A 21,697-nucleotide genomic window follows, 5' to 3' on the forward strand; every position below is an offset into this window, starting at 1 on the left:
GTCCCTCAGGCGGCTTCGCGCATGTCGGCGAGCCGATAGCGCAGCGTGCGTTCGCTGATGCCCAGCCGCTGGGCAGCGCGGATTCGGCTGCCGCCGGTGGCGACCAGCGCCTCGCGGATCGCCTGCGCCTGCAGCGCACGAGTCACTTCGGCCAGCCGCGCCGGGCCGGTGGCCAGCGTCGCCACCGGGGTCGCGATCTCGATCGTATCGGCCTGCAACTGCGGCTGGCGCACGGGCGCAATCGCAGGGCCGTCGATCGCCAGATCCCCGGCCTCGATGCGATCGCCTTCGCGCAGCAGCAGCGCGCGCTGAATGACATTCTCCAGCTCGCGGACATTGCCCGGCCAGTCGTGCGCCATCAGCTTGTCCAGCGCCGCGGCGGTCGGCCATGGCAGGGCCTGACCCGCCGGCAGGTGGCGCAGCAGCAGCGCGGCGGTGATCGCGCGCACGTCCTGGCGGCGCTCGCGCAGCGGCTTCAGCGTCAGCGGCATCACGTTGAGCCGCCAGTATAGATCGGCGCGGAAGCGCCCGGCGGCGACTTCGCCGGCAAGATCCTTGTTGGCCGCCGCGACGATGCGGATATCGACCGGTACCGCGCGGGTGGCGCCCACCGGCAGCACTTCGCGTTCCTGGATCGCGCGCAGCAGCTTGGCCTGCAGCGCGATCGGCAGTTCGGCGACTTCGTCCAGGAACAGCGTACCACCCTCGGCGGCGCGGAACAGCCCCTCGCCCGCCGCGCCGGCACCGGTGAAGCTGCCCTTCTGGTGGCCGAACAGCATCGCTTCCAGCATCGTTTCCGGCAGCGCCGCGCAGTTGACGGCCACGAACGGCTTGTCGGCGCGGGCGGACCCGGCGTGGAGGAAGCGCGCGAGTCCTTCCTTGCCAGTGCCAGTCTCGCCCAGGATCAACGCGGTCGCATCGGACGCAGCGATCCGCTCCGCCAGCCGCAGGAAGGTGGCGCTCTCGGGCTCGCCGCAGGCCGGGCGATGCCGAGGGCGAACGAGCTCGGCAGCCAGGGCATGCGCGAACGGCATGTCGGCGAAATCGTAGCGCAGCAGAGCTGGCCGGCCCGGGCGCCCGGCCGTCAGGCTGGCGGCACCGTCGGCGCGTTCGACCAGGATGTCGCCGTGCTGGGCGAGTCCGGCTTCGGCGATGTCGAGCAGACGGCGGCTGTCGCGGCCGGAAACTCCCGTCGGGTCGATCCGGCCGGCGGGCAGTCCGGCCCCGGCCAGCCAGGCGCACAGCGTGGGATGCGCGACGGCGGCAGCTTCGCTCAGGCCAACGAACATTCCCGAATTCCCCTGACTGATCTTCCGCGGGATACGCGCGCTTGCGCCCGTGTTCCGTTGAATCCGATTTACGGCTGAATTGGTTAACGGCCTGTAAAGCGAACCTGCCCGCCGGCCGGGGTCGACATTCCGGGCTTAAGCGCCGCGCCGACCGGTCGTTACCCGGTTCGTGGCTGCCGGCTCCTTCTCGCCGGGCCGGCCAGCAAACTGAGCGGGAAAGGAATTTTCGATGACCGTGATCAACTCCAATTCGTCGGCGCTGCGCGCCCAGAACGCTTCGCGCATGGCCGACATGGGCCTGGCAACCGCGATGGAGCGCCTGTCGACCGGCAAGCGCATCAATTCCGCGAAGGACGACGCCGCCGGCCTCGCCATCGCCTCGTCGATGACCTCGCAGATCCGCGGCATGAACCAGGGCATCCGCAACGCCAATGACGGCATCTCGATGGCGCAGACCGCCGAAGGCGCGCTGTCGGAAGTCAACAACATGTTCCAGCGCGTCCGCGAACTGTCGGTTCAGGCCGCCAGCGGCACCTATGGCACCGACGACATGGTCAACATCCAGGCCGAAATCACCGAGCTGACCAGCCAGGTGACCGACGTGCTGACCAACACCAAGTTCAACAACGTCGCGCTGTTCGATGCGTCGGCCGGCACCGCCGGTGTCGTCACCATCCAGGTCGGCGCTTCGATCGACGACACGGTCGATCTCGATCTGGGTGACGTGCTCGGCGATGCCGATATCACCGCCGCCATCGCCATCGACGTGACCACCGACTCGAGCAACGCCAACCTGACGCTGGTCGATGATGCGCTGAAGGCGCTGAACACGCAGCGCGCCAGCCTCGGTGCCGCGCAGAGCCGCCTGGAATCGGCCGTCAACGTGCAGACCTCGAACGCGACCAGCCTGAGCGATGCGCGCAGCCGCATCGAGGACACCGACTTCTCGGCCGAGACCACTGCGCTCGCCAAGTCGCAGATCCTGAGCCAGGCTTCGACCGCGATGCTGGCCCAGGCCAACCAGAGCCAGCAGGGCGTGCTGAGCCTGCTGCGCTAAGCGCCACTTCAGTAAGAGTAGCGTATTCGACAGCCCCCGGCGCGGCCTTCCGCGTCGGGGGTTTTCGCGTGCGCCGCGTGCGCGGCATCGTCCTAATCGGATCGGCTATGGTCCTGCCGCGCGGCCTGATCGACAAGGGCGGCTGAGGAGATCAGCCATGCTCGCACCCATCGACGCCGGCGGCAGCACTCGCGTCGGCTATGTTCCCCCCGCCCCGCCCGCCCCCGATCCCGCACGGATCGAGCGCGACTATCAGGTCGCCGACGACAGGGTGATCGAATGGAGCCCCAGCCTGTTCGGGCTGATCCCGCTCGGCGGGCTGGGCGGCAGCCGCACCATCACCGCGACCGAGGGCCGGTTGCTTGACAACCTCACCCGCGACCGCGGTTTCCTGGGCCTGAAGGAATTCAAGGACATTGCCGACCAGGCCTTTTCGGTATCGGAATCGCGCGTGCCGCCGCCCGGTGACATTCCCGCGCACGCGCAGCGCCAGATCGATGCGCTGCCGCCGGCCGAGCGCGATCTCGCCGCGCGCAGCTATGCCAAGAATGACGGCCACACCGATGCCTTCCGCCACGCATACTGGAACGCGCGTATGACTGCCGAGTTCGGACCGGAATGGACGGCGCAATTCGCGACCGCGCATGAAGGGCTGCCCGGCAACGGCGCGGTCAGGGAAGCGATGGACCTTTATAACAATGAAGTCGGCCGGCAGATCGCGATCGACAATCCCGATGCCTCGCCCGACGAGCTGGCCGATCTCGTGCAGCAGGCGCTGAACGACGGCCAGCTGGTGGTGGTGGCCCCCGGCGGCCATCTCGCGCCCAGCGATCAGGTGGCGCGCGGCGATCATGGCATGGCGGATCCCCGCCCGGCCGATGGGGTGATCGGCACGCCGAAGGGCGATGCCAGCGCCAACGGATCATGATGGCCGGCCGCGCGACTGCGATCCTCGCGGCGCTGCTGGTCGGCCTGGCGGCATGCGGAGGAACGGGAATGGCGTTCGACAAGGCGGCCTGGGCGGCCGAGCGCGGCAATTATGACGGTGAGAACCGGCGCGGCGCGATGGTCAGCGATCTCGACGAGGCCGGCATCGTGCCCGGCGCCAGCCGCGATCAGGTGCGCGCGCTGCTCGGCGATCCGGATTCGCACGGGCCGGAAGCTGATATCTGGTATCTCGGCCGCAGCGCCACCGGGCCGACGTTCGAGAACTACCGGGTCGATTATGACCCGGCCGGCCGCGTCAAGGCGGCTACGGTGCGGCGGGGCTGAACGCCCCGCTGCCTCGGCGCGACCGCACGCGCAACGTCACTGCGACACGATCGCCGACCACGATTCCAAGCGTTCGCCGCACATGATCCTTCAACGGCAATAGGTAGCCACCATCGCGCGGGAAAAGAGATGTGGCGAAGGACTGGCCACCCGCCTCTGCCTCGACCGGCACCGCCCCCCAGCCGTAGCTCGCCTCGCGGGCTGCATGGCGCACCTCGCCGACCAGGGCTTCGGGTATGGCGGCAAAGTGGAAGGGCGATGGCCCCCGCCATTCGATCACCACGGCATCGAAGCGGATCGCGTCGTCCAAGTCCGGGCCCGTCGGTTGAACCCGGCTGGGCCGGTCAGTCGCGATCCTTCAGCATCGCACGCAGCTTGTCGAGCGCGGACTTCTTGATCTGGCAGACGCGCGCATTGGTCACGCTCAGCACCTGCCCGATCTCCTCCAGGTTCAGCTCCTCGACGAAATAGAGCTGCAGCACCATCGCCTCGCGCTCGGGCAGCGTCGCGATCGCGGCCGCGAGATTGCCCTGCAGCGCATCGCGATCCAGCCGTTCTTCGGGCGCTTCGGCCACGTCGGCGAACCACATCGACTGGTCCGAATAGACTTCGTCGAGCGATTCCTGGCGGACCGCCTCCGTCTCGTCGATCATCTGGCGGAAGACGGCGGGCGCCAGCCCCATCTCGGCGGCCAGCTCGGCTTCGCTGGCGGGCCGGCCGAGCCGCGCCTCCAGCGCCTTGCGTGCCGCCTGAATGGTGCGGCGTCGCTCCATCGCGCCGCGCGCTATCGTCGCATGGCGGCGGAGATGATCGATCATGGCGCCGCGGATCCGCATCGTGGCATAGGTGGCAAAGGCGTGGCCGCGATCCTCGTAACTGGCCGCCGCCTGCACCAGGGCGACCATGCCGATCTGGATCAGGTCCTCGATCTCGATCGCGGACGAGACCCGGCCGTGGACATGCCAGGCGATCTTGCGGACCAGGCCCATATGCGCTTCCGCCAGACGCGCCTGTTCGGGCTTGCGGGTGGGGGTGCGGCCATAGGTGTCCGCGGAAACCTCGGTGAACATTGGCTGGGGTCCATCTGGCATCACTGATATTCCGGTTCGCGGGCCAGCGCGGGCGATGCGGCGCCGCCGACGACGGCGACCACCTCGACCGGCTTGCCGTCGGGGATCTCGAGGAAGGACATTACCGGCATCTCCGGCAGGTGCGGCTTCAGCAGACGGGCGAGCGCGCGGCGCGCCAGCGGCGAGGTCACCAGCGCGAAACGCCGCGCTTCGCCCATCAGCGGCTGGGCCGCGCCCGTCACGGCAGCCACGATGCGCTGCGCCAGCGCGGGCTCGAACGGGTGCTGGGCGCCCGGCCCGGTGCGGATCGCCTGCGCCAGCAGCCCTTCGAGCCCGGCGTCGAGCGTGATCACCGGCAGCGTCTCCTTCACCGGCACCAGGCCCTGCACGATGATCGCGCCGATCCGCTCGCGCACACCTTCAACCAGGCGGGCGGCATCCGGCTCCTCGCGGGCGGCATCGATGATCGCTTCCGCGATCCGGCGGAAATCCTTGAGCGACACGCGCTCTGCCAGCAGCGACCGGCACAGCGCGGCCAGCCCCGCCAGCGACAGCGGCTGCGGCACCAGGCCCGCGGCCAATTGCGGCGCGATGTCCTTGAGGGCGTCGAGCAGTTTCTGCGCTTCGTCGAGACCGAACAGGTCGTGCGCATTCTCGGTGATCAGATGGTTCAGGTGAGTGGCGACCACCGTCGCCGGATCCACCACGGTATAGCCCGCGATCACGGCTTCGGAGCGGCGATCGGCCGGAATCCACAGCGCGTCGAGCCCGAAGCTTGGATCCTTGGCGGGGCGGCCCTCGATCGGCATCAGGATTTCGCCGCTGTCCAGCGCCAGCAGATCTTCCGGCCATACCTCGTCCTCGCCGAGCACGACGCCACCGACCGCGATCCGGTACTGGTTCGGCGCCAGGGCAAGATTGTCGCGCACGCGCACCAGCGGCACCACGAAGCCGAGTTCGCGGCTCAGCTGACGGCGAATGCCGGTGATGCGCGCCATCAGCGGCGATCCCTTGCGCTCGTCGACCAGCCCAATCAGCGCATAGCCGAGCTCGAGGCTGATCGCGGCGCCGTCCGAAACCTCGTCCCAGCCGATCTGCGCGGGCGGCGCGGTCGCGGTCTCGATCACATCGGGCGTGTCGGCGACCACCTTGGCGGAAGCGCGCAGTCGCCAGGCGACATAGCCGGACAGCGCAGCGGCAGGCGCGATCACCAGGAAAGGCATGCCCGGCACCAGCGCCAGCACGCCCAGGATGCCGGCCACCGGCGTCCAGGCGCGCGACGAGGCGAACTGGCCGCTGATCTGGTGCGACAGGTCGAGCGGGGAGGAAACGCGGGTCACGATTGCTGCCGCCGCGATCGACAGCAGCAGCGCCGGCACCTGCGCCACCAGCGCATCGCCGATCGCCAGGATGATGTAGGTCTGCGCGGCCTCGCCGATCGACAGGTTGTGGCTAACCACGCCCAGCACCAGCCCGCCCAGGATGTTCACGATCAGGATCAGCACGCCGGCGACGGCATCACCCTTCACGAATTTCGACGCACCATCCATCGATCCGTAGAAATCGGCCTCGGTCGCCACCTCCTGCCGCCGGGCCTTCGCTTCGTCCGGGGTCAACAGGCCGGCATTCAGATCGGCGTCGATCGCCATCTGCTTGCCCGGCAGCGCATCCAGCGTGAACCGGGCCGACACTTCTGACACGCGGCCGGCACCCTTGGTGATCACGACCAGGTTGATGATCATCAGGATCGCGAACACGAACAGGCCGACCGCATAGTCGCCGCCGATCAGGAAATTGCCGAACGCCTCGATCACATGGCCGGCGGCATCGGGCCCTTCATGGCCATCGACCAGCACGACGCGCGTGGACGCGACATTGAGCGCCAGCCGCAGCAGCGTCGCGAACAACAGCACCGTGGGGAAGGCCGAGAAATCGAGCGGTTTGGCGGCGTTGAGTGCCACCATCAGCACCGCCAGGCTGATCATGATGTTGAAGATGAAGCCGACATCCAGCAGCGCGGACGGCACCGGGATCACCATCAGGCCGACCAGCGCGAGCGTCGCGACCGGCAGCACGGCGCCGCGCGCCGCATCCGCCCACATCGTCTTCTTCAAGGCTGTCGTCGCCACGCTGTACCGTCTCCGAACGAGGTTCGGCTCGATCACAGCAATTAGCGTGCCAAAAACGGGAGCGGATCAGCGTCCGCGATAACCCCGCGCGCCATAGGCGATCGCGGGCTGCAGCTGCGGCGCACCGCCGCGGGCGGCCAGCGCCTGATCCAGGCGGCGGCGGGCCTGGTGCGAAAGAAAGTTGATCCGCGCGGCAGCCGCCTCGGCCAGCGCCAGCGCGCGCTTCAGCGTATCGGCAAGTTCGGGGGTCTCGCGCCAGCCGCCGGCGGCGGCCACGATGCGCATGGTTTCGGCAAGGCGGTGGGAAGCGGCGTCGATCGCAGGGGCGGCATCGCCGTCCAGAGCGACGATCAACGCGGCCTCGTCTTCGATCAGGCGCTCTGCGAGCGCCCGGCTCATGCCTTGGGCCCGGGCGGCAGATCTGCGGCGATCATCGCCTTGGCGATCGCGCCGGGCTCGGCCTTGTAGCTGCCGTTGGCGATCGCATCCTTCAGCCCTTCGATCCGGGCATGATCCACGATCGGTCCCCATGCGGCGAGATCCGCCGCCGGGTTCGGCACCTTGCCGGCCGCCGCCGCCTGCGAAATGGCACCTGTGCGGCTGACCGGAGAGGTCCCGCGCACTGCCATCCGCGCGTCGATCGCGCTCGTTGCTACCGGTTTCAGACCATCAACCATGGCCAAGTCCCTCACGCTATCGGATGCCAACCCTTTGGCATGTCACACCCGATAACGGCAAAGCGCGCAATCAATTAAGCGCTGCGACGCGCACTTCGCCGGGGCCAACCACCTCGGCCAGGATGATCGGGGTTTTTCCGTCTGTTTTCACACGGATACGCTCTCCGGGGGCGCCATCGGCCTGGGCCGTGCCCTGGGTGCTGACCGAAAATCCGCGCGCGCGCGCCGTGATCTCGACCTGCTCGCCGCGCCGCACGACCGGCACCTGCCGGACGATTTCTGCCGGGGCGGCAACTTCCTGCCGGACCAGCGGCACGCGGATCCGCCAGCCGATCGCCGCGCACCGCACTGCCACTGCGCCCATTGCCGGCGGCTCGACGCTCAGCGGCTGCGGACAGGCGGCAAGTTTCAGCCGGCGGTCGATCGGTGCTGCCGGGCCGCCGGGTTCGCCGATGCCTGCGCCCAGCGCCGCCGTCACCTGCACCTCGATCGCATCGAGATCTTGGAACGGCGTGGCCGCGGCCGGAACGGCGGCAAGCAGCAGGGCGGGGGCCGAAAGGCGGATCATCACATGTCTCCGAATGACTGTCGCACCGCACACAGCAAGAAGCGGGCCATCCGCCTGCCGGTCAGCGGATCGTCATCAGGTCGATCGTCTGGGGATCGGTGCCGGGCGCCAGGATGATGCCGATCCGGTCTTCCGACAGGCCACCGCTGCGCAACGCGCGCGCGACGGCGCCGGTGCGGGCGGCGGCCAGTTCCCAGCCGTCCAGCCGCGCCGATCCGGGTGTCGTGCCCCGGCTGACGAGGCTGACCCGGCCCTTGCCCGCCCGCTTGCCGGCCGCTGCCAGCACCGCGCGCGCCTTGGGCCGCAGCACCGCCTCCCCCGGTTCGAACAGTTGCGCCGCCGCGAAACTTTGCGACGCGCCTTCGGCTTCCTCCCCGAACGAATCGCGCAGGCTTGCGCTGACCCGCGCGGGATCGGCGCCGGTGGCATAGAGCGTCACGAAGAAGCCGAGGAGGACGAGGCAGAGATCGGCGAAGCTTAGGATCCAGCGCGGCGTCGCGTGGCCGGTCATGGCACTGCCTTCAGCCGCTGGCCGCGGGTCTGGAAGGCCTGAAGCGGATCGAGTTCGGCATGGGCGAGCGTGGCGAGCCGGTCGATCGCGGCCTGCTGCCAGCCCAGCTCCAGCGTCGACAGCCGTTCCAGCCGCGCCGCGATCGGCCCGGCCAGCGCACCGCCCACGACCACGCCATAGAGCGTGGTCAGCATCGCCAGCGCCATCGCCGGGCCGATCGTGCCGGGATCCTCCATCGCCGCGAACATCTGGACGAGACCGGTGATCGTGCCGATCATTCCCATTGCGGGTGCCGTATCGGCGATCGTGCGCCAGAAGCCGATCGCGCCTTCGTGTCGGGCGCGGCGCGCGGCGATCTCGCCATCGCCCCACGCCACGAATTCGTCTGCAGTGCGCGCGTCCGAGAGGTGGACCGCAGCCTGCTTCAGGAAGCGGCCCGCCGTGTCGATCCGATCCGCGCAGGCGATCGTCTTGATGCCAGCCACCGCCTCGATCCGGCGCACCGCTGCAGCCGCGACGATTGCATCGAGATCGGGCTTGGCGGTCAGCATCGCCTTCAGCGCGACAAAGGCACGGCCGATATCGGCTGTCGTCGATCGGATCGCGGCGATTGCCAGGCTGCCGCCGCAGACGATCGCCAGCGCGAGCGGATCCAGGAAGCGCGCCACATCGGCGATATCGGTCATGCGCGTCCCCCAATTCCGGCCGGCAACGATCTGCCGGCCGCCCGGCAAGATCTTGCCGGCAAAAGCTCCCGGCCCCGGGTTTTCGCCGATCCGGGGCAATTTCCGTGAATTGGCACGGCGGTTGCATCGGTGTTCGGGAAGCGATGGGCAGGCCGACGACCGGTGTGCCGTCTGCCTGATGAAACGGCCGCGAGGCCGGGTGTTTAAGCGGGAGACGATCGATGGCGATCGGAGAACAGCTGTTCGGGGTACATGGCGCGGCGCTTGCGATCCGCAGCCAGCGGCTCGGCCTGCTCGCGTCCAACATCGCGAATGCGGCCACGCCGAACTACAAGGCGAAGGACCTCGATTTCACCAAGGCGCTGGATGCGGCCACGAAGGGACTGTCCACCGACAGCGCGGTCGAAGGCGCGACCGGATATCGCATCCCGAACGAGACGTCGCTCGACGGCAACACGGTCGAGCTTTCGACCGAACAGACCAAGTTCGCGGAGAATGCGGTGCAGTATCGCACCACCCTCTCCTTCCTCGAAGGCCGCATCGCCACGGTGATGCAGGCATTGCGCGGGGAGTAAGCGATCATGGCCGCTCCCATGTCCGCCTTCGATATCGCGGGTCGCGCAATGTCCGCCCAGCTGGTGCGGCTCAACACGACCGCGTCGAACCTGGCCAATGCCGGGTCGGTCGCGTCCAGCAAGGAAGGCGCGTTCCGCGCGCTGAAGCCGATCTTTTCGTCGGTCGCCGATGGCGCCGGCAACGCCACCGTCAAGGTCGATCAGGTCGTCGCGGCCCCGATCGAGCCGACCAAGCGCCACGATCCAAACCATCCGATGGCCGACAAGAATGGCGATGTCTGGCTGGCCGGGGTCGATAGCGCCGCCGAGATGATCGAGATGCTGGAGACCGCGCGCCAGTATCAGAACAACGTGCAGGTCATGCAGACCGCAAAGACGCTCACTCTGGATACGCTGAGGCTCGGCAAATGACGACCGTCTCCAATAGCAGCGATGCGCTGGCCCTGCCGGCGACTTCGGTCACGAAGAATGAAGGGCTGGATCAGGCCGCGTTCCTGAAGCTGATGACCACCCAGTTGAAGACTCAGGATCCGTTCGATCCGGTCGACAACACCCAGATGGTCGCGCAGATGGCGCAGTTCTCAAGCGTCGCTGGCATCGCCGAGATGAACGCGAGCCTGAAGGCGATCGCAGCCAGCGTCGCGGATTCGCGGGTCGGCGATGCCGCCAGCTGGATCGGCCGCGCCGCGCTGGTGCCTTCGGATATCACAATGGCGGATGCCGATGGCGGCTTCGCGGGCGAACTCACGCTGCCGGCCGCGGCCAGCGACGTGTCGCTCAGCCTGGTCGATGCCAATGGCGTCGTCGTCCACAGCGAAGCGCTCGGCGCGCAGCCCGCGGGCAGCCTGGCGTTCCGCTGGGACGGCAAGGCCGCCGACGGATCCCAGGTCGCCGGTCCGTTGCGCGTCGTCACTTCGGCCAAGGATGCCGCCGGCGCTGCGGTCACCCCCACCGTTGCCACCTGGGCGGCGGTCACCGGCGTCCAGTCCCCCGCCGGCGGTGCTTCCGCCCGGCTCGTCACCCCGATCGGCACGTTCGCGCCGGCCGATGCCCAGCGGCTCGGCTGACGCCACCCCTTTCCAGCAGGAGTAAGCTTCAATGTCCTTCTACACCTCGCTCTCCGGTCTCAAGGCCGCCCAGACCGACCTGTCGGTGACGTCGAACAACGTCGCCAACGTCGGCTCGATCGGCTTCAAGAAGAGCCGCGCCGAATTCGGCGACATCTTCTCGGCCGCGCCGCTCCAGTCGGGCAACATCGCCGGCCAGGGCACGCGCCTGAAGACGATCGCCCAGCAGTTCACCCAGGGCGGCTTCCAGACCTCGGACCGCACGCTCGACATGGCGCTCTCGGGCCAGGGCTTCTTCGTCACCAAGAGCGACGTCGACGGCGGTTCGATCTCCTTCTCGCGCAACGGCGCATTTGGACTCGACAAGCAGCGCTACGTGACTGACACGAGCGGCAATTATCTCCAGGTGCTGCCGGTCGATACCTCGGGCAACATCACGGCCATGGGGCTGACCGCCACCCGCAACCTACAGGTGCCGCAGACCTCTGGCGAGGCGCGCGCGACCGGGCGGATCGATCTGGCGGTCACGCTGCCGGCCGATGCCACGCTACCCCGCGCGAACCCGGTCTACGGCTCGACCAATCCCTACGAGTTCGATCGCTTCGATCCGAACAGCTATAATTATTCGACCGCGACCACAGTTTACGACACGACCGGCAAGTCGCTGCCCGCAACCATCTACTACACCCGCACAACGGCGCCGGATGCCACGTCCAGCAGCAGCAGCTGGGATGCCCGCATCTTCGTGGGCGGCACCCAGCTCGGCTCCGGCGCGGTGCCGCTGCAGTTCGACGCCGCCGGTAACCTGACCTCGCCCAGCAGCACCACCTTCGATCCAATCACCCCGGCGGGTGCCGCGGCACCGCTCGCGCTGACGGTCGATTTCGGCACGCAGACCAAGCAGCAGGCATCGCCGTTCACGCTGAAGGCCTTCACCCAGGACGGCTATGCCGCCGGCGAGCTCGACAATATCTCGGTCGGCACCGACGGTCTGGTCACCGCCACCTTCTCGAACGGCGATACTCAGGCGCTGGGCAAGCTGGCGATCGCCAACTTCGCCAATCCCAACGGGCTACGCCAGCTGGGCGACACGCGCTGGGGCATCACCGGGGATTCGGGCGAGGCCGTGATCGGCACGCCCGGCGAGAATGGTCTCGGCAACGTTCAGTCCGGCGCGCTCGAGCAGGCGAATGTCGATATCACCGAGGAACTGGTCGCGCTGATCCAGGCGCAGCGCAACTTCCAGGCCAATGCCAAGGCGATCGATACCGCCAACCAGATGACCCAGATCGCGGTCAACCTGCAGAACTGATGCAGGGCAAGGCGCGGAGATAATCCATGGATCGCTTCAGCTACAGCTCCTTGTCCGCGATGCGCGGCGCGATGGCGCGGCAGACCGCGACGGCGAACAACCTCGCCAACGCCAATACGCCGGGCTTCCGTGCCGACATGGCGGCGCAGCAGGCGCTGTGGCTGCGCGGTTCGGGGCTGAACGCCCGCGTCCAGGCATCCGAGGAAGTGAAATCGGCCGACATGGCCGGCGGCACCATCAACGCCACCGGCAAGCCACTGGACGTCGCGCTCGAACGCGATGCCCTGCTGACAGTACAGGCCGACGACGGCGAGGAAGCCTATACCCGCCGCGGCGATCTGGCGACGACCGACACCGGCCTGCTCGTCAATGGCGATGGCACGCCGGTGATCGGCGAGAACGGCCCGATCACGATCCCGCCGGCCGATCGCATCGACATCGCCAATGACGGCGCGATCCGCATCACCCCGCTGGGCGGCGATCCGGATGCCGAGCTTGTCCAGGTCGATCGGCTGAAACTCGTCTCGCCGGCCGGATCGAAGGTCGACAAGGGCCTCGACGGGCTGTTCCGCGTGAACGGCGGCGGCGCGCTGCCGGCCGACCCAGAAGCGCGGCTGCGCAGCGGCAGCCTGGAACAATCGAACGTGAATACGAGCCAGGCGCTGGTCGAGATGATCGAGGCGAGCCGGGCCTGGGAGACGCAGGTCAAGCTGCTCTCGCAGGCGCGCGAGATCGACGTTTCCGCCACCGAGCTGATGCGGCTCGACAACTGATCTCCACGGAGTAGCAGACCATGACCAGTGCAGCCCTCCACGTCGCCCGCACCGGGCTCGATGCGCAGTCCGCCCGGATGCGCGTGATCGCGAACAACCTCGCGAACGTGAACACCACCGGCTTCAAGCGCGACCGCGCCAATTTCGAGACGCTCGCCTATCAGGCGATGACCGCGCCGGGGGCCCCGTCCGCGGGCGAAAACCGCTATGCCACCGGCACCACGCTCGGCTCGGGCGTGCAGGTGGCGGGCACCGCGCGGATCGATACCCAGGGCACGCTGCAGACTACCGGCAACGCGCTCGACATGGCGATCGAGGGCGGCGGTTATTTCCAGGTGCAGACGCCCGACGGCAAGACCGCCTATACCCGCGCCGGCGATTTCAGCATGACTGCCGAAGGCAAGATCGTGACGACCGACGGCATGCCGCTGATCCCCGAGATCACCGTTCCAGAAGGCGCGCAGAAGATCACGATCGGCACCGACGGCACCGTCTCCGCCACGCTGCAAGGAGAGGCCGAACCGACCCAGCTCGGCAAGATCGAACTGGCCCGCTTCGTCAATCCGGCAGGGCTGGAGGCGCTGGGCAATAATCTGTTGGGCGAGACCGCCGCATCGGGAGCCCCCCAGGTCGGCGAGGCCGGCACCGAGGGCCGCGGCGCGCTGCGCCAGGGCAGCCTCGAAGGCTCCAACGTCAACATCGTGGAAGAACTGGTCGACATGATCGAGACCCAGCGCGCCTATGAAGTGAATTCCAAGATGATCTCGGCGACCGACGAGATGCTGCAATATGTCAACCAGCAGTTCTGATCCGATGCGCGTCCTGGCCCTTCTCGCTGCCGCCGCGCTGGTCGCGTCGCCCGTGCACGCCCTGCCCTTCCTCAAGAAGAAGGGTCCGTCCGAGTTCGCGCCCACGCTGGCGGAACCCACCCCGCCGCCGGTGCGCGCGAACGGTGCCATCTTCCAGGCCGCCAACGGCTATGCGCCGCTTACGTCCGGCGCGCGCGCCGCGATGGTCGGCGATATCCTCACGATCGCGCTGGTCGAACGCACGCTGGCGGTGAAATCCGCCACCCAGACATCGGGTCGTGAAGGCGAGATCGGGCTCAGCCCGCCCGTCACCGGCCCGCTCGGCTTCTTTTCGAGCAGCGACATTAATGCCGGCGGTAACTCGTCGTTTACCGGCAGGGGGCAAGCCACCCAGTCGAACACGCTGCAAGGCGAGATCACGGTGACGGTGGCGCAGGTCTATCCGAACGGGACGATGCTGGTGAAGGGCGAAAAGATGGTGCGGTTAAACCGTGGCGATGAACAGATCCGCTTCGCGGGGCTGGTGCGCGCGGTCGATATCGCGGCAGACAATCGCGTCGCCTCCACCCGCGTCGCCGATGCCCGCATCACCTATACCGGCACCGGTGAAGTCGCGCGCGCCAGCAAGCAGGGCTGGCTGCAGCGCTTCTTCAACGTCATCAGCCCGTTCTGAGGATCAGCCAATGTTCCGCTTCCTCACCGCCCTGCTCGCCATCGCGCTGCTGCCCACGCCGGCATCGGCCGAGCGCATCAAGGATCTCGGCACGTTCGAAGGCGTCCGCGCCAACCAGCTGACCGGCTACGGCATCGTGGTCGGCCTGGCCGGCACCGGTGACGACAGCCTGGAATATTCGACGCAAGGCATGAAGGGCGTCGCCGAACGTTTCGGCCTGTCGCTGCCGCCCGGCATCAATCCGGCGCTGAAGAACGCGGCGGCGGTGATGATCACCGCCGAATTGCCGGCGTTCGCCAAGCCCGGCCAGCGCCTGGATATCACTGTTTCCGCACTGGGCAAGGCCAAGTCGTTGCGCGGCGGCACGCTGTTGATGGCGCCGCTTAAGGGCGCCGACAACCAGATCTACGCGATGGCCCAAGGCTCGCTCGCCGTCGGCGGGCTGGGCGCGGATGGCGCCAGCGGCACCAAGGTGATCGTCAACGTGCCGTCCGCCGGGCGCATTCCCGGCGGGGCCACGGTCGAGCGCGCGGTCGATGCCGGCTTTGCCGACACCCCGTTCGTGACCTTCAACCTGCAGGAGGCCGATCTCACCACCGCGCAGCGCATCGCCGCCGCCATCCTGATGAACGCGCCCACTACCCGCGCGCGCGCCACCGATGCGGTCTCCGTCGTGATCGAGGCGCCGCCGGGCGCGGAATCGCGCGCGATGCTGATGAGCATGATCGAAAATCTTCCGGTCGATCCCGCTGCGGCATCCGCCAAGGTGATCGTCAACGCACGCACCGGCACGATCGTGATCAACGGCGCTGTCCGCATCAAGCCGGCCGCCGTCACCCATGGCAAGCTGACCGTGCAGGTCGATGAACAGCCGCAGGTCTCGCAGCCGCGCCCGTTCAGCCAGGGCCAGACCGCGGTGACCCCGCAGAGCAACATCACTGTCACCGAAACCCGCAACCCGATGTTCGAAGTCCAGGAGACTGCGAACCTGGCCGATATCGTCAAAGCAGTGAACGCGATCGGCGCGACGCCTGCCGATCTGGTCGCGATCCTGGAGGCCTTGAAGCAGGCGGGTGCCATGAAGGCGGAGTTGATCGTCCTGTGACCCAGCCAATCGTCGCCACGCCCGCCACCGGCACCGGCCTGACCGCCCAGCCGACGCGCGCCGATCTGAAGCAGGCCGCCCGCCAGTTCGAGGCGATCTTCCTGCGTCAGATGATCGGATCGATGCGCCAGGCGAACCTTGGCGATGATCTGTTCGGCAGCGATGCCGCCAACCAGTTTCGCGACATGCAGGACGCACGAATGGCGGACCAGATGGTGGAAAAGGGCGGCTTCGGCATCGCCCAGCTGCTTGAGCGCCAGTTCGGCGCGACGCTGCCGCCGGAGGCCGTGGCGCCCACGGCCAAGGCTGAAGGAGAAGCCCAGTGAGCGACCTGCTCGGCATCGGCGCATCGGGCGTCAGCACCTATCGCAGCGCGCTCGGCGTGATCGGCGAGAATGTCGTCAATGCCGACACCAAGGGCTATGTCCGCCGCGACATCGCAACCGCGCAGTCGACTGCCGCCACCTCCACCAACCCCTTCTACCGCAACGGCGTGGCTGCCGGCGGCGGGGTCCGCGCGACCGGGCTTGTGCGCGGCACCGATGCGTTTCGCGTCGCCGACAGCCGGCTGACCGCGGCCGATGCGGCGCGCGCCGAATTGCGGCTGCGCTGGCTGGAACAGGCCGAAGGCGCGCTGCCCGATGGCGACGACGGCATTGCCGCCAAACTGTCCGGGGTGTTCGCCGCCGGCAGCGCGCTGGCGACCGATCCGGGCGGCAACCTGCCGCGCGAACGCTTCCTCTCCTCGATCGACGATGCCGCCACCGCGATCCGCAGCGCCGCCGAGGGGCTTGGCCGGGTCAGCGACGGCATCGCTACCGAAGCCGGCGGTCTGGTCGATCAGGTCAATTCCGCGCTCGCCGGGCTCGACAAGATCAACAATGCGTTGCGCCGCGCAGCGCCGGGCTCGACCGCGCAGGCGCAGCTGATGGACGAGCGCGACCGCATGGTCGATGGCCTCGCCGAAGCGATCGGCATTACCACCAGCTTCGATGCCCGCGGCGCGGTCACCGTCGGCGTCGCCGGCAGCTCAACCCAGCTGCTCGGCCCAAACGGCCCGGCGCTGGTCGGCCTCGCAGTCGCGACCGATGGCCGGATCGCGCTGTCGGCTTCGCGCGCGGGCCAGGATGAAGTCGTCCAGCCGACCGGGGGCACGCTGGCCGGCCTGGTCGAAAGCGCATCCGCCGTCAGCGGGCGTCGCCGCCAGCTCGACAGCGCGGCCGAAGCCTTTGCCACCCAGCTCAACCAGTGGCAGGCCAACGGCACCACGCCCGCCGGCACTGCCGGCACCCCGCTGCTCTCGATCGCGGGCGGCGCGGCCTCGCTCACGCTCGCCACCATGGCGATCGGCGATGTCGCCGCCGCATCGGCCGATGCCGAGAACGGCAACGCACTGGCGCTGACCGATCTGCGCGGCAGCAACGGCGCCGAAGCCCGCGTCGCCAGCATCATTTCGGGCCATGCCCAGATGGTCGCCGCCACCCGCGCCGAAGCCAGCGCCGCCGGCGCGCGCCGCGATTCGTCCGCCGCCGCGCGCGACGAGATCTCCGGCGTCGACCTCGACCGCGAGGCGGCAGAGCTCATCCGTTTCCAGCAGGCCTATGACGGGTCGGCGCGCGTCATCCAGGTCGCGCGCGAGACGCTCCAGTCCATCCTGCAGCTGTTCTGAGGACAAGGCCGATGATCGGTTCCACCCACGCCCGCATGACCGCCGAGGTCAATCGCCAGTCCAAGCTGAGCGCAGAGATTTCGCGCGCGCAGGCGCAGGTTTCCAGCGGGCTCAGGATCGGGAAGCCGTCCGACGATCCCACCGGTTCGGCGCGCGTCTCGCAGATCCGCCGCGACCAGGCCGATCTCGCCCAATGGACCCGCAATCTCGAAGTCGGCGCGGGCGTCGCCGGCCGTGTCGATACCGTGCTGGAAGGCGTGTCGACCCAGGTTGATCGTGCGCGCGAGCTGATCATCCAGGGCCGCTCGGGCACCTATTCGGCTGCCGATCGCGCGATCATGGCGGCCGAGTTGCGCGGCATCGCCGAGGATATCGCTTCGCAGGCGCGCACCACCGATGCCAATGGCCGGCCGCTGTTCCCTGCCGACGAGCCGCTGAAGCTGCCGATCGGAAGCGGCCTCGCGCTGCCCGCCACCGTCTCCCGCGATGCCGCGTTCGGCGATCTCGAAGTGCAGATCGCCGCCGCTGCGGACGCGCTGGAGATCGAGGATGGCGTGACCCGTCAAGCTGCCACCGGCACCGCGCTCGATCGGTTGGCCCAAGCCGGCGACACGCTGACCGCGGTCCGTTCCGAACAGGGGCTGCGCGCCGCGCGATTCGATGCAGCGCTCGAACGCCACGCCGCCGCCACGATCGACGCCAAGGTGGAGCGCGGCGCGATCGAGGGCACCGACCTGGCCGAGACCGTCGCCTATATCCAGCAGACGCTGCTCACGCTGCAGGCCTCGCAGACCACCTTCGCCCGGATCTCCGCGCAGACGCTGTTCGATATCCTCGGCTGATCTTCTTCCGTCATCCTGGCCAACGCCGGGATCCAGAGCGGCAGGCGGCAGCGCTTGTGGCCCCGGATCCCGGCGTCCGCCGGGATGACGTGTTTTCGGGGATCCGCCTGCAGATCGGCCACGATTGCCGGTCCAAATTCGCCCGCGCGAACCGGTTGGTAAGCTTATCGCTCTATCCACCATATCCAGACGGCGATCGCGCACGCGCCCGTCGCCGACCTTCGTAAAGGTCACGGCGAATCGGCCGTTAATGATGTGGGGCGCCCCATCCGGGGCCAGTAGTGGAGCGTCGACAAAGCAATGTTCGCAGCAATCGGCCTCGTCGTCCTCCTCGCCATGGTCTTCGGCGGCTTCGTCATCACCGGGGGCGATCTCGGCCCCGTGCTGCATGCCGTGCCGCACGAGATGCTGATCATCGGCGGCGCCGCGCTCGGCGCCACGCTGGCCGGCAATTCGATGAAGGAGCTCAAGCAGCTCGGCGGCGGCGTCGCCAAGGTCTTCAAGGGCCCGCGCTACAACAAGAAGGATTATCTCGACGTCATCTTCCTCGTCAGCACGCTGATGAAGAAGCTGCGCTCGGAAGGCCCGGTCGCCCTGGAGCCGCATATCGAGGATCCGAAGGCGTCTGCGATCTTCGCCGAATATCCCAAGCTGCTCAAGGATCCGACGCTGATCCACCTGATCGCCGATACGTTGCGGCTGGTGGTCGTCTCGTCGGGCACGCTCGATCCGATGGCGGTCGAGGATGTCATGGACAACAGCCTGAAGACCCATCACCACGATGCCATCCGCCCGGCGGATATGCTGCAGAACATGGCCGATGCGCTGCCCGCGCTGGGCATCGTCGCGGCCGTGCTGGGCGTGGTCAAGACGATGGGCTCGATCGACAAGCCGCCGACCATCCTGGGCGGCATGATCGGCTCGGCGCTGGTCGGCACCTTCCTGGGCGTGCTGCTGGCCTACGGCATCGTCGGCCCGTTCGCCAACCGCGCCCGCCAGGTGATCGAAAGCGACGCCGCCATCTATCATGTCGTCAAGCAGATCATCGTCGCGTCGCTGCACGGCCACCCGCTGCCGCTGGTGATCGAAGCCGCGCGCTCGGGCATCAGCCACGGCTACCAGCCGGCCTTTGCCGACGTGTTCGACGGCATGCGCGGTCGCTGATCCGATGGCGACCGCTGCGGCCAAGGGGCGCGGGCGCAACGAGCCCGAAGTCCGCCCGATCATCATCAAGAAGATCATCGCCGAAGGGCATGGCGGCCACCATGGTGGCGCCTGGAAGGTGGCCTATGCCGATTTCGTGACGGCGATGATGGCGTTTTTCCTGCTGCTCTGGATCCTGGGCGCCACCACCGAAAAGCAGCGCAAGGGCATCGCCGATTATTTCACGCCAACCCTGGTCGAGATGCGTCAGAAATCGGCCGGCGCCAACGGCCCGTTCGGCGGCGATTCGATCACCGCGAAGGACAATTACCCGCATCGCAAGGGCGAGACCGGCACCAAATCGCTGACCATCCCGCGCGATGCCACCGGTGGTCCCAAGGAAGGTGCCGAAACGCGCCGCAACCGCGATCGCACCCGGTTCAAGGCCATGCGCAAGGCGATCGAGCAGAAGATCGCATCCGACAAGCGGCTGGAACGGCTGAAGAAATCGGTGCGCTTCCTGGAAACACGCGATGGCCTGCGGATCGATCTGGTCGAACAGGCCGATTTCTCGATGTTTGCGCTCGGCACCGATCGCATCCTGCCCGAGGCGCGCGATCTGCTGCGCACCGTCGCCATCGTGGTCCGTGAAGCCAGCAACGACGTGATCGTGACCGGTCATACCGATGCGCTGCCCTATGCCGCCGGCCGCACCGTGAACAACTGGACGCTGTCCAGCGCGCGGGCCGAGGCGACTCGCAAAGTGCTGGCCGATTCCGGCGTCGGCGGCCGCCGCTTCTCGCGGATCGAAGGCGTCGCCGACCGCGAACCCTATGTCCCCGCCGACCGCTACGACCCCCGCAATCGCCGCATGTCGATCACCCTCGCCTGGAGCAAGGCGATCGACCCGGCCGGCGATGCAGCCGAGGCGCAGGCAGCGCGCGATGAAGAGGGCCGGCCAGGGCGGAGCTGATCGGGAACCGCACCTGAACGCCCAAGATTCACGATGCGGGTGCCCCTTCATACCAGCCGCGGCTGCGCTTCACGATCGCGACCACGGACAGCATCACCGGTACTTCGACCAGCACCCCGACGACGGTGGCAAGCGCCGCGCCCGACTTGAGCCCGAAAAGCGAGATCGCCGCCGCGACAGCCAGTTCGAAGAAGTTCGAGGCCCCGATCAGCGCCGCCGGCGCCGCGACACACCAAGCCACGCCGAGCCGGCGCGACAGCCAGTAGGCAATGCCGGCGTTCAGATAGACCTGGATCAGGATCGGCACGGCGATCAGCGCGATCACCAAGGGTTGCGCCATGATCCGCTCGCCTTGAAAGCCGAACAGCAGAATCAGCGTTGCCAACAGCGCAACCAGCGACGCTGGCCCTAGTCTGGCGAGCAGGTGGTCGAGCGCGGGCTGTCCTCCTGATGCCAGCAGCGCCCGACGCAGCATTTGGGCAAGGATCACCGGCATCACGATGTAAAGCCCGACCGACAGCACAAGCGTTTCCCACGGCACTGTGACCGAAGCCACGCCCAGGAGGAGCGCCACCAGCGGCGCGAACAGGAACAGCATCAGCAGGTCGTTCAGCGCCACCTGGCTGAGGGTATAGGTCGGCTCGCCCCCGCACAGGTTCGACCAGACAAACACCATCGCCGTGCAGGGCGCTGCGGCAAGCAGGATCAGGCCGGCGATGTAGGATTGGATTTCGCCTGCCGGCAACAGGGGCGCGAACAGCCAGCCAAGAAAGATCGTCCCGAGCGCAGCCATCGAGAACGGCTTGACCGCCCAATTCACAAACAGCGTGACGCCCACCCCCTTCCAATGCTGACGAACCGAGCCGAGCGCGCCGAAATCGATCTTCAGCAGCATCGGCTCGATCATCAGCCAGATCAGCGCGGCGACCACGAGGTTGACGCGCGCCACCTCGGCCGAAGCGATCGCGGCAAACAGGCCGGGCATCGCCTGCCCCAGCGCGATGCCGGCCACGATGCACAACGCGACCCATATCGATAGATAGCGCTCGAAAATGCCCATCAGCGCACCCGCTGGCCGCCACTATCGATGACCTGCTCGCCATCTTCTTTGGCGAAGGCGCCGTGCTGCGGTGCGGGCAGAAGATCCAGCACCGCCTCCGAGGGCCGGCACAGCTTGACGCCCAGCTGGGTGACCACGAGCGGCCGGTTGATCAGCACCGGATACGCCATCATCGCATCGATCAGCGCATCGTCTGAGAGGGTCTCGTCACCGAGGCCAAGCTCCTCGAAGGGCGTGCCCTTTGCGCGCAGCAACGCGCGAGGGGCGATGCGCGCGCGATCGAGCAGCTGCACCAGCAGCGCCCGGGACGGCGGGGTCTTCAGATACTCTATGACGTGCGGCTCGATCCCGGCATTACGGATCATGGCGAGCGCGTTGCGCGACGTGCCGCACTCGGGATTATGATAGATGATGACGTCGGTGGCCATGCCGGCTCC

At 68.0% G+C, this 21,697-nt stretch carries 27 protein-coding genes; 16 read left to right on the top strand and 11 right to left on the bottom strand.

The window, feature by feature from the left end:
• Positions 1 to 5: 5 nt before the first annotated feature.
• Positions 6 to 1,289 (bottom strand): sigma-54 interaction domain-containing protein, encoded by a 1,284-nt coding sequence (locus ABC347_RS11170; protein ID WP_413245807.1) that lies wholly within the window; start codon positions 1,287 to 1,289, stop codon positions 6 to 8.
• A 229-nt stretch (positions 1,290 to 1,518) separates the two neighbouring features.
• On the opposite strand from ABC347_RS11170, the gene ABC347_RS11175 reads away from it, so the two are divergent.
• From ABC347_RS11175 to ABC347_RS11185, 3 genes are all read left to right on the top strand, one after another.
• Positions 1,519 to 2,346, top strand: a complete 828-nt coding sequence (locus ABC347_RS11175; RefSeq protein WP_413245808.1) for a flagellin N-terminal helical domain-containing protein — start codon at positions 1,519 to 1,521, stop codon at positions 2,344 to 2,346.
• A 157-nt stretch (positions 2,347 to 2,503) separates the two neighbouring features.
• Positions 2,504 to 3,274, top strand: a complete 771-nt coding sequence (locus ABC347_RS11180; protein ID WP_413245809.1) for a DUF6973 domain-containing protein — start codon at positions 2,504 to 2,506, stop codon at positions 3,272 to 3,274.
• Entirely contained in the window at positions 3,274 to 3,618 is a 345-nt protein-coding gene (locus tag ABC347_RS11185; RefSeq protein WP_413245810.1) for a hypothetical protein, read from the top strand. The genes ABC347_RS11180 and ABC347_RS11185 overlap by 1 nt, the downstream gene beginning before the upstream one ends.
• Here ABC347_RS11185 and ABC347_RS11190 read toward each other — a convergent pair.
• The 8 genes from ABC347_RS11190 to ABC347_RS11225 form a co-directional block, all read right to left on the bottom strand.
• Positions 3,599 to 3,928 carry a DUF1905 domain-containing protein gene (locus ABC347_RS11190; protein WP_413245811.1) on the bottom strand — a complete coding sequence of 110 codons (330 nt, stop codon included), beginning with the start codon at positions 3,926 to 3,928 and terminating at the stop codon, positions 3,599 to 3,601. The two genes, ABC347_RS11185 and ABC347_RS11190, sit on opposite strands and share 20 nt — an antisense overlap.
• Positions 3,929 to 3,962: 34 nt before the next feature.
• Entirely contained in the window at positions 3,963 to 4,709 is a 747-nt protein-coding gene (locus ABC347_RS11195) for a sigma-70 family RNA polymerase sigma factor (protein ID WP_413245812.1), read from the bottom strand.
• A complete protein-coding gene (gene flhA, locus ABC347_RS11200; RefSeq protein ID WP_413247039.1) occupies positions 4,709 to 6,790 on the bottom strand; it encodes a flagellar biosynthesis protein FlhA in 2,082 nt (693 codons plus the stop codon). The genes ABC347_RS11195 and flhA overlap by 1 nt, the downstream gene beginning before the upstream one ends.
• Positions 6,791 to 6,883: 93 nt before the next feature.
• Entirely contained in the window at positions 6,884 to 7,216 is a 333-nt protein-coding gene (locus ABC347_RS11205) for a hypothetical protein (RefSeq protein ID WP_413245813.1), read from the bottom strand.
• Positions 7,213 to 7,494, bottom strand: coding sequence for a flagellar biosynthesis anti-sigma factor FlgM (locus ABC347_RS11210; protein ID WP_413247040.1), 282 nt, complete (start codon positions 7,492 to 7,494; stop codon positions 7,213 to 7,215). The genes ABC347_RS11205 and ABC347_RS11210 overlap by 4 nt, the downstream gene beginning before the upstream one ends.
• Positions 7,495 to 7,564: 70 nt before the next feature.
• Complete coding sequence (gene flgA / locus ABC347_RS11215) at positions 7,565 to 8,062, bottom strand: flagellar basal body P-ring formation chaperone FlgA (RefSeq protein WP_413245814.1); 498 nt, start codon at positions 8,060 to 8,062, stop codon at positions 7,565 to 7,567.
• A gap of 61 nt (positions 8,063 to 8,123) precedes the next feature.
• Positions 8,124 to 8,573: an OmpA/MotB family protein gene (locus ABC347_RS11220; protein WP_413245815.1), complete on the bottom strand. Its 450-nt coding sequence runs from the start codon at positions 8,571 to 8,573 to the stop codon at positions 8,124 to 8,126.
• A complete protein-coding gene (locus tag ABC347_RS11225; protein WP_413245816.1) occupies positions 8,570 to 9,259 on the bottom strand; it encodes a motility protein A in 690 nt (229 codons plus the stop codon). Before ABC347_RS11225 ends, ABC347_RS11220 begins: the two co-directional genes overlap by 4 nt.
• Positions 9,260 to 9,480: 221 nt before the next feature.
• Here ABC347_RS11225 and flgB point away from each other — a divergent pair, with 221 nt between their 5' ends.
• The 13 genes from flgB to ABC347_RS11290 all read left to right on the top strand — a co-directional run bounded on the left by flgB (position 9,481) and on the right by ABC347_RS11290 (position 20,200).
• On the top strand, positions 9,481 to 9,834 hold the full coding sequence (flgB, locus tag ABC347_RS11230; protein ID WP_413245817.1) for a flagellar basal body rod protein FlgB: 354 nt from the start codon (positions 9,481 to 9,483) through the stop codon (positions 9,832 to 9,834).
• Between the two features lie 6 nt (positions 9,835 to 9,840).
• On the top strand, positions 9,841 to 10,245 hold the full coding sequence (flgC, locus tag ABC347_RS11235; RefSeq protein WP_413245818.1) for a flagellar basal body rod protein FlgC: 405 nt from the start codon (positions 9,841 to 9,843) through the stop codon (positions 10,243 to 10,245).
• Positions 10,242 to 10,901, top strand: a complete 660-nt coding sequence (locus ABC347_RS11240; protein WP_413245819.1) for a flagellar hook assembly protein FlgD — start codon at positions 10,242 to 10,244, stop codon at positions 10,899 to 10,901. Before flgC ends, ABC347_RS11240 begins: the two co-directional genes overlap by 4 nt.
• 31 nt (positions 10,902 to 10,932) lie before the next feature.
• A complete protein-coding gene (locus ABC347_RS11245) occupies positions 10,933 to 12,213 on the top strand; it encodes a flagellar hook protein FlgE (RefSeq protein WP_413245820.1) in 1,281 nt (426 codons plus the stop codon).
• A 26-nt stretch (positions 12,214 to 12,239) separates the two neighbouring features.
• A complete protein-coding gene (locus ABC347_RS11250) occupies positions 12,240 to 12,986 on the top strand; it encodes a flagellar basal body rod protein FlgF (protein ID WP_413245821.1) in 747 nt (248 codons plus the stop codon).
• A 20-nt stretch (positions 12,987 to 13,006) separates the two neighbouring features.
• Positions 13,007 to 13,795 carry a flagellar basal-body rod protein FlgG gene (flgG, locus tag ABC347_RS11255; protein ID WP_413245822.1) on the top strand — a complete coding sequence of 263 codons (789 nt, stop codon included), beginning with the start codon at positions 13,007 to 13,009 and terminating at the stop codon, positions 13,793 to 13,795.
• 4 nt (positions 13,796 to 13,799) lie between these two features.
• Positions 13,800 to 14,468 carry a flagellar basal body L-ring protein FlgH gene (locus ABC347_RS11260; protein ID WP_413245823.1) on the top strand — a complete coding sequence of 223 codons (669 nt, stop codon included), beginning with the start codon at positions 13,800 to 13,802 and terminating at the stop codon, positions 14,466 to 14,468.
• A gap of 10 nt (positions 14,469 to 14,478) precedes the next feature.
• Positions 14,479 to 15,573: a flagellar basal body P-ring protein FlgI gene (locus ABC347_RS11265; protein ID WP_413245824.1), complete on the top strand. Its 1,095-nt coding sequence runs from the start codon at positions 14,479 to 14,481 to the stop codon at positions 15,571 to 15,573.
• The gene (locus ABC347_RS11270; RefSeq protein WP_413245825.1) at positions 15,570 to 15,899 is read left to right on the top strand and encodes a rod-binding protein; all 330 of its coding nucleotides are present in this window, start codon (positions 15,570 to 15,572) and stop codon (positions 15,897 to 15,899) included. The genes ABC347_RS11265 and ABC347_RS11270 overlap by 4 nt, the downstream gene beginning before the upstream one ends.
• Positions 15,896 to 17,242: a flagellar hook-associated protein FlgK gene (gene flgK, locus ABC347_RS11275; protein WP_413245826.1), complete on the top strand. Its 1,347-nt coding sequence runs from the start codon at positions 15,896 to 15,898 to the stop codon at positions 17,240 to 17,242. The genes ABC347_RS11270 and flgK overlap by 4 nt, the downstream gene beginning before the upstream one ends.
• An 11-nt stretch (positions 17,243 to 17,253) precedes the next feature.
• Complete coding sequence (locus ABC347_RS11280) at positions 17,254 to 18,084, top strand: flagellin (protein WP_413245827.1); 831 nt, start codon at positions 17,254 to 17,256, stop codon at positions 18,082 to 18,084.
• Between the two features lie 300 nt (positions 18,085 to 18,384).
• Positions 18,385 to 19,248 (top strand): flagellar motor stator protein MotA, encoded by an 864-nt coding sequence (gene motA, locus ABC347_RS11285; protein WP_413245828.1) that lies wholly within the window; start codon positions 18,385 to 18,387, stop codon positions 19,246 to 19,248.
• Between the two features lie 4 nt (positions 19,249 to 19,252).
• Complete coding sequence (locus ABC347_RS11290) at positions 19,253 to 20,200, top strand: flagellar motor protein MotB (protein ID WP_413245829.1); 948 nt, start codon at positions 19,253 to 19,255, stop codon at positions 20,198 to 20,200.
• 28 nt (positions 20,201 to 20,228) lie between these two features.
• Here ABC347_RS11290 and arsB read toward each other — a convergent pair whose 3' ends face one another.
• Both arsB and arsC read right to left on the bottom strand, forming a co-directional pair.
• Entirely contained in the window at positions 20,229 to 21,260 is a 1,032-nt protein-coding gene (arsB, locus tag ABC347_RS11295) for an ACR3 family arsenite efflux transporter (protein WP_413245830.1), read from the bottom strand.
• Positions 21,260 to 21,688, bottom strand: coding sequence for an arsenate reductase (glutaredoxin) (gene arsC, locus ABC347_RS11300; protein ID WP_413245831.1), 429 nt, complete (start codon positions 21,686 to 21,688; stop codon positions 21,260 to 21,262). The genes arsB and arsC overlap by 1 nt, the downstream gene beginning before the upstream one ends.
• Positions 21,689 to 21,697 lie beyond the last annotated feature (9 nt).

Origin of the sequence: Sphingomonas canaveralia (genome assembly GCF_047238125.1) — a bacterium.
In the GTDB taxonomy this organism is placed as follows: Bacteria; Pseudomonadota; Alphaproteobacteria; order Sphingomonadales; family Sphingomonadaceae; genus JBDFMH01.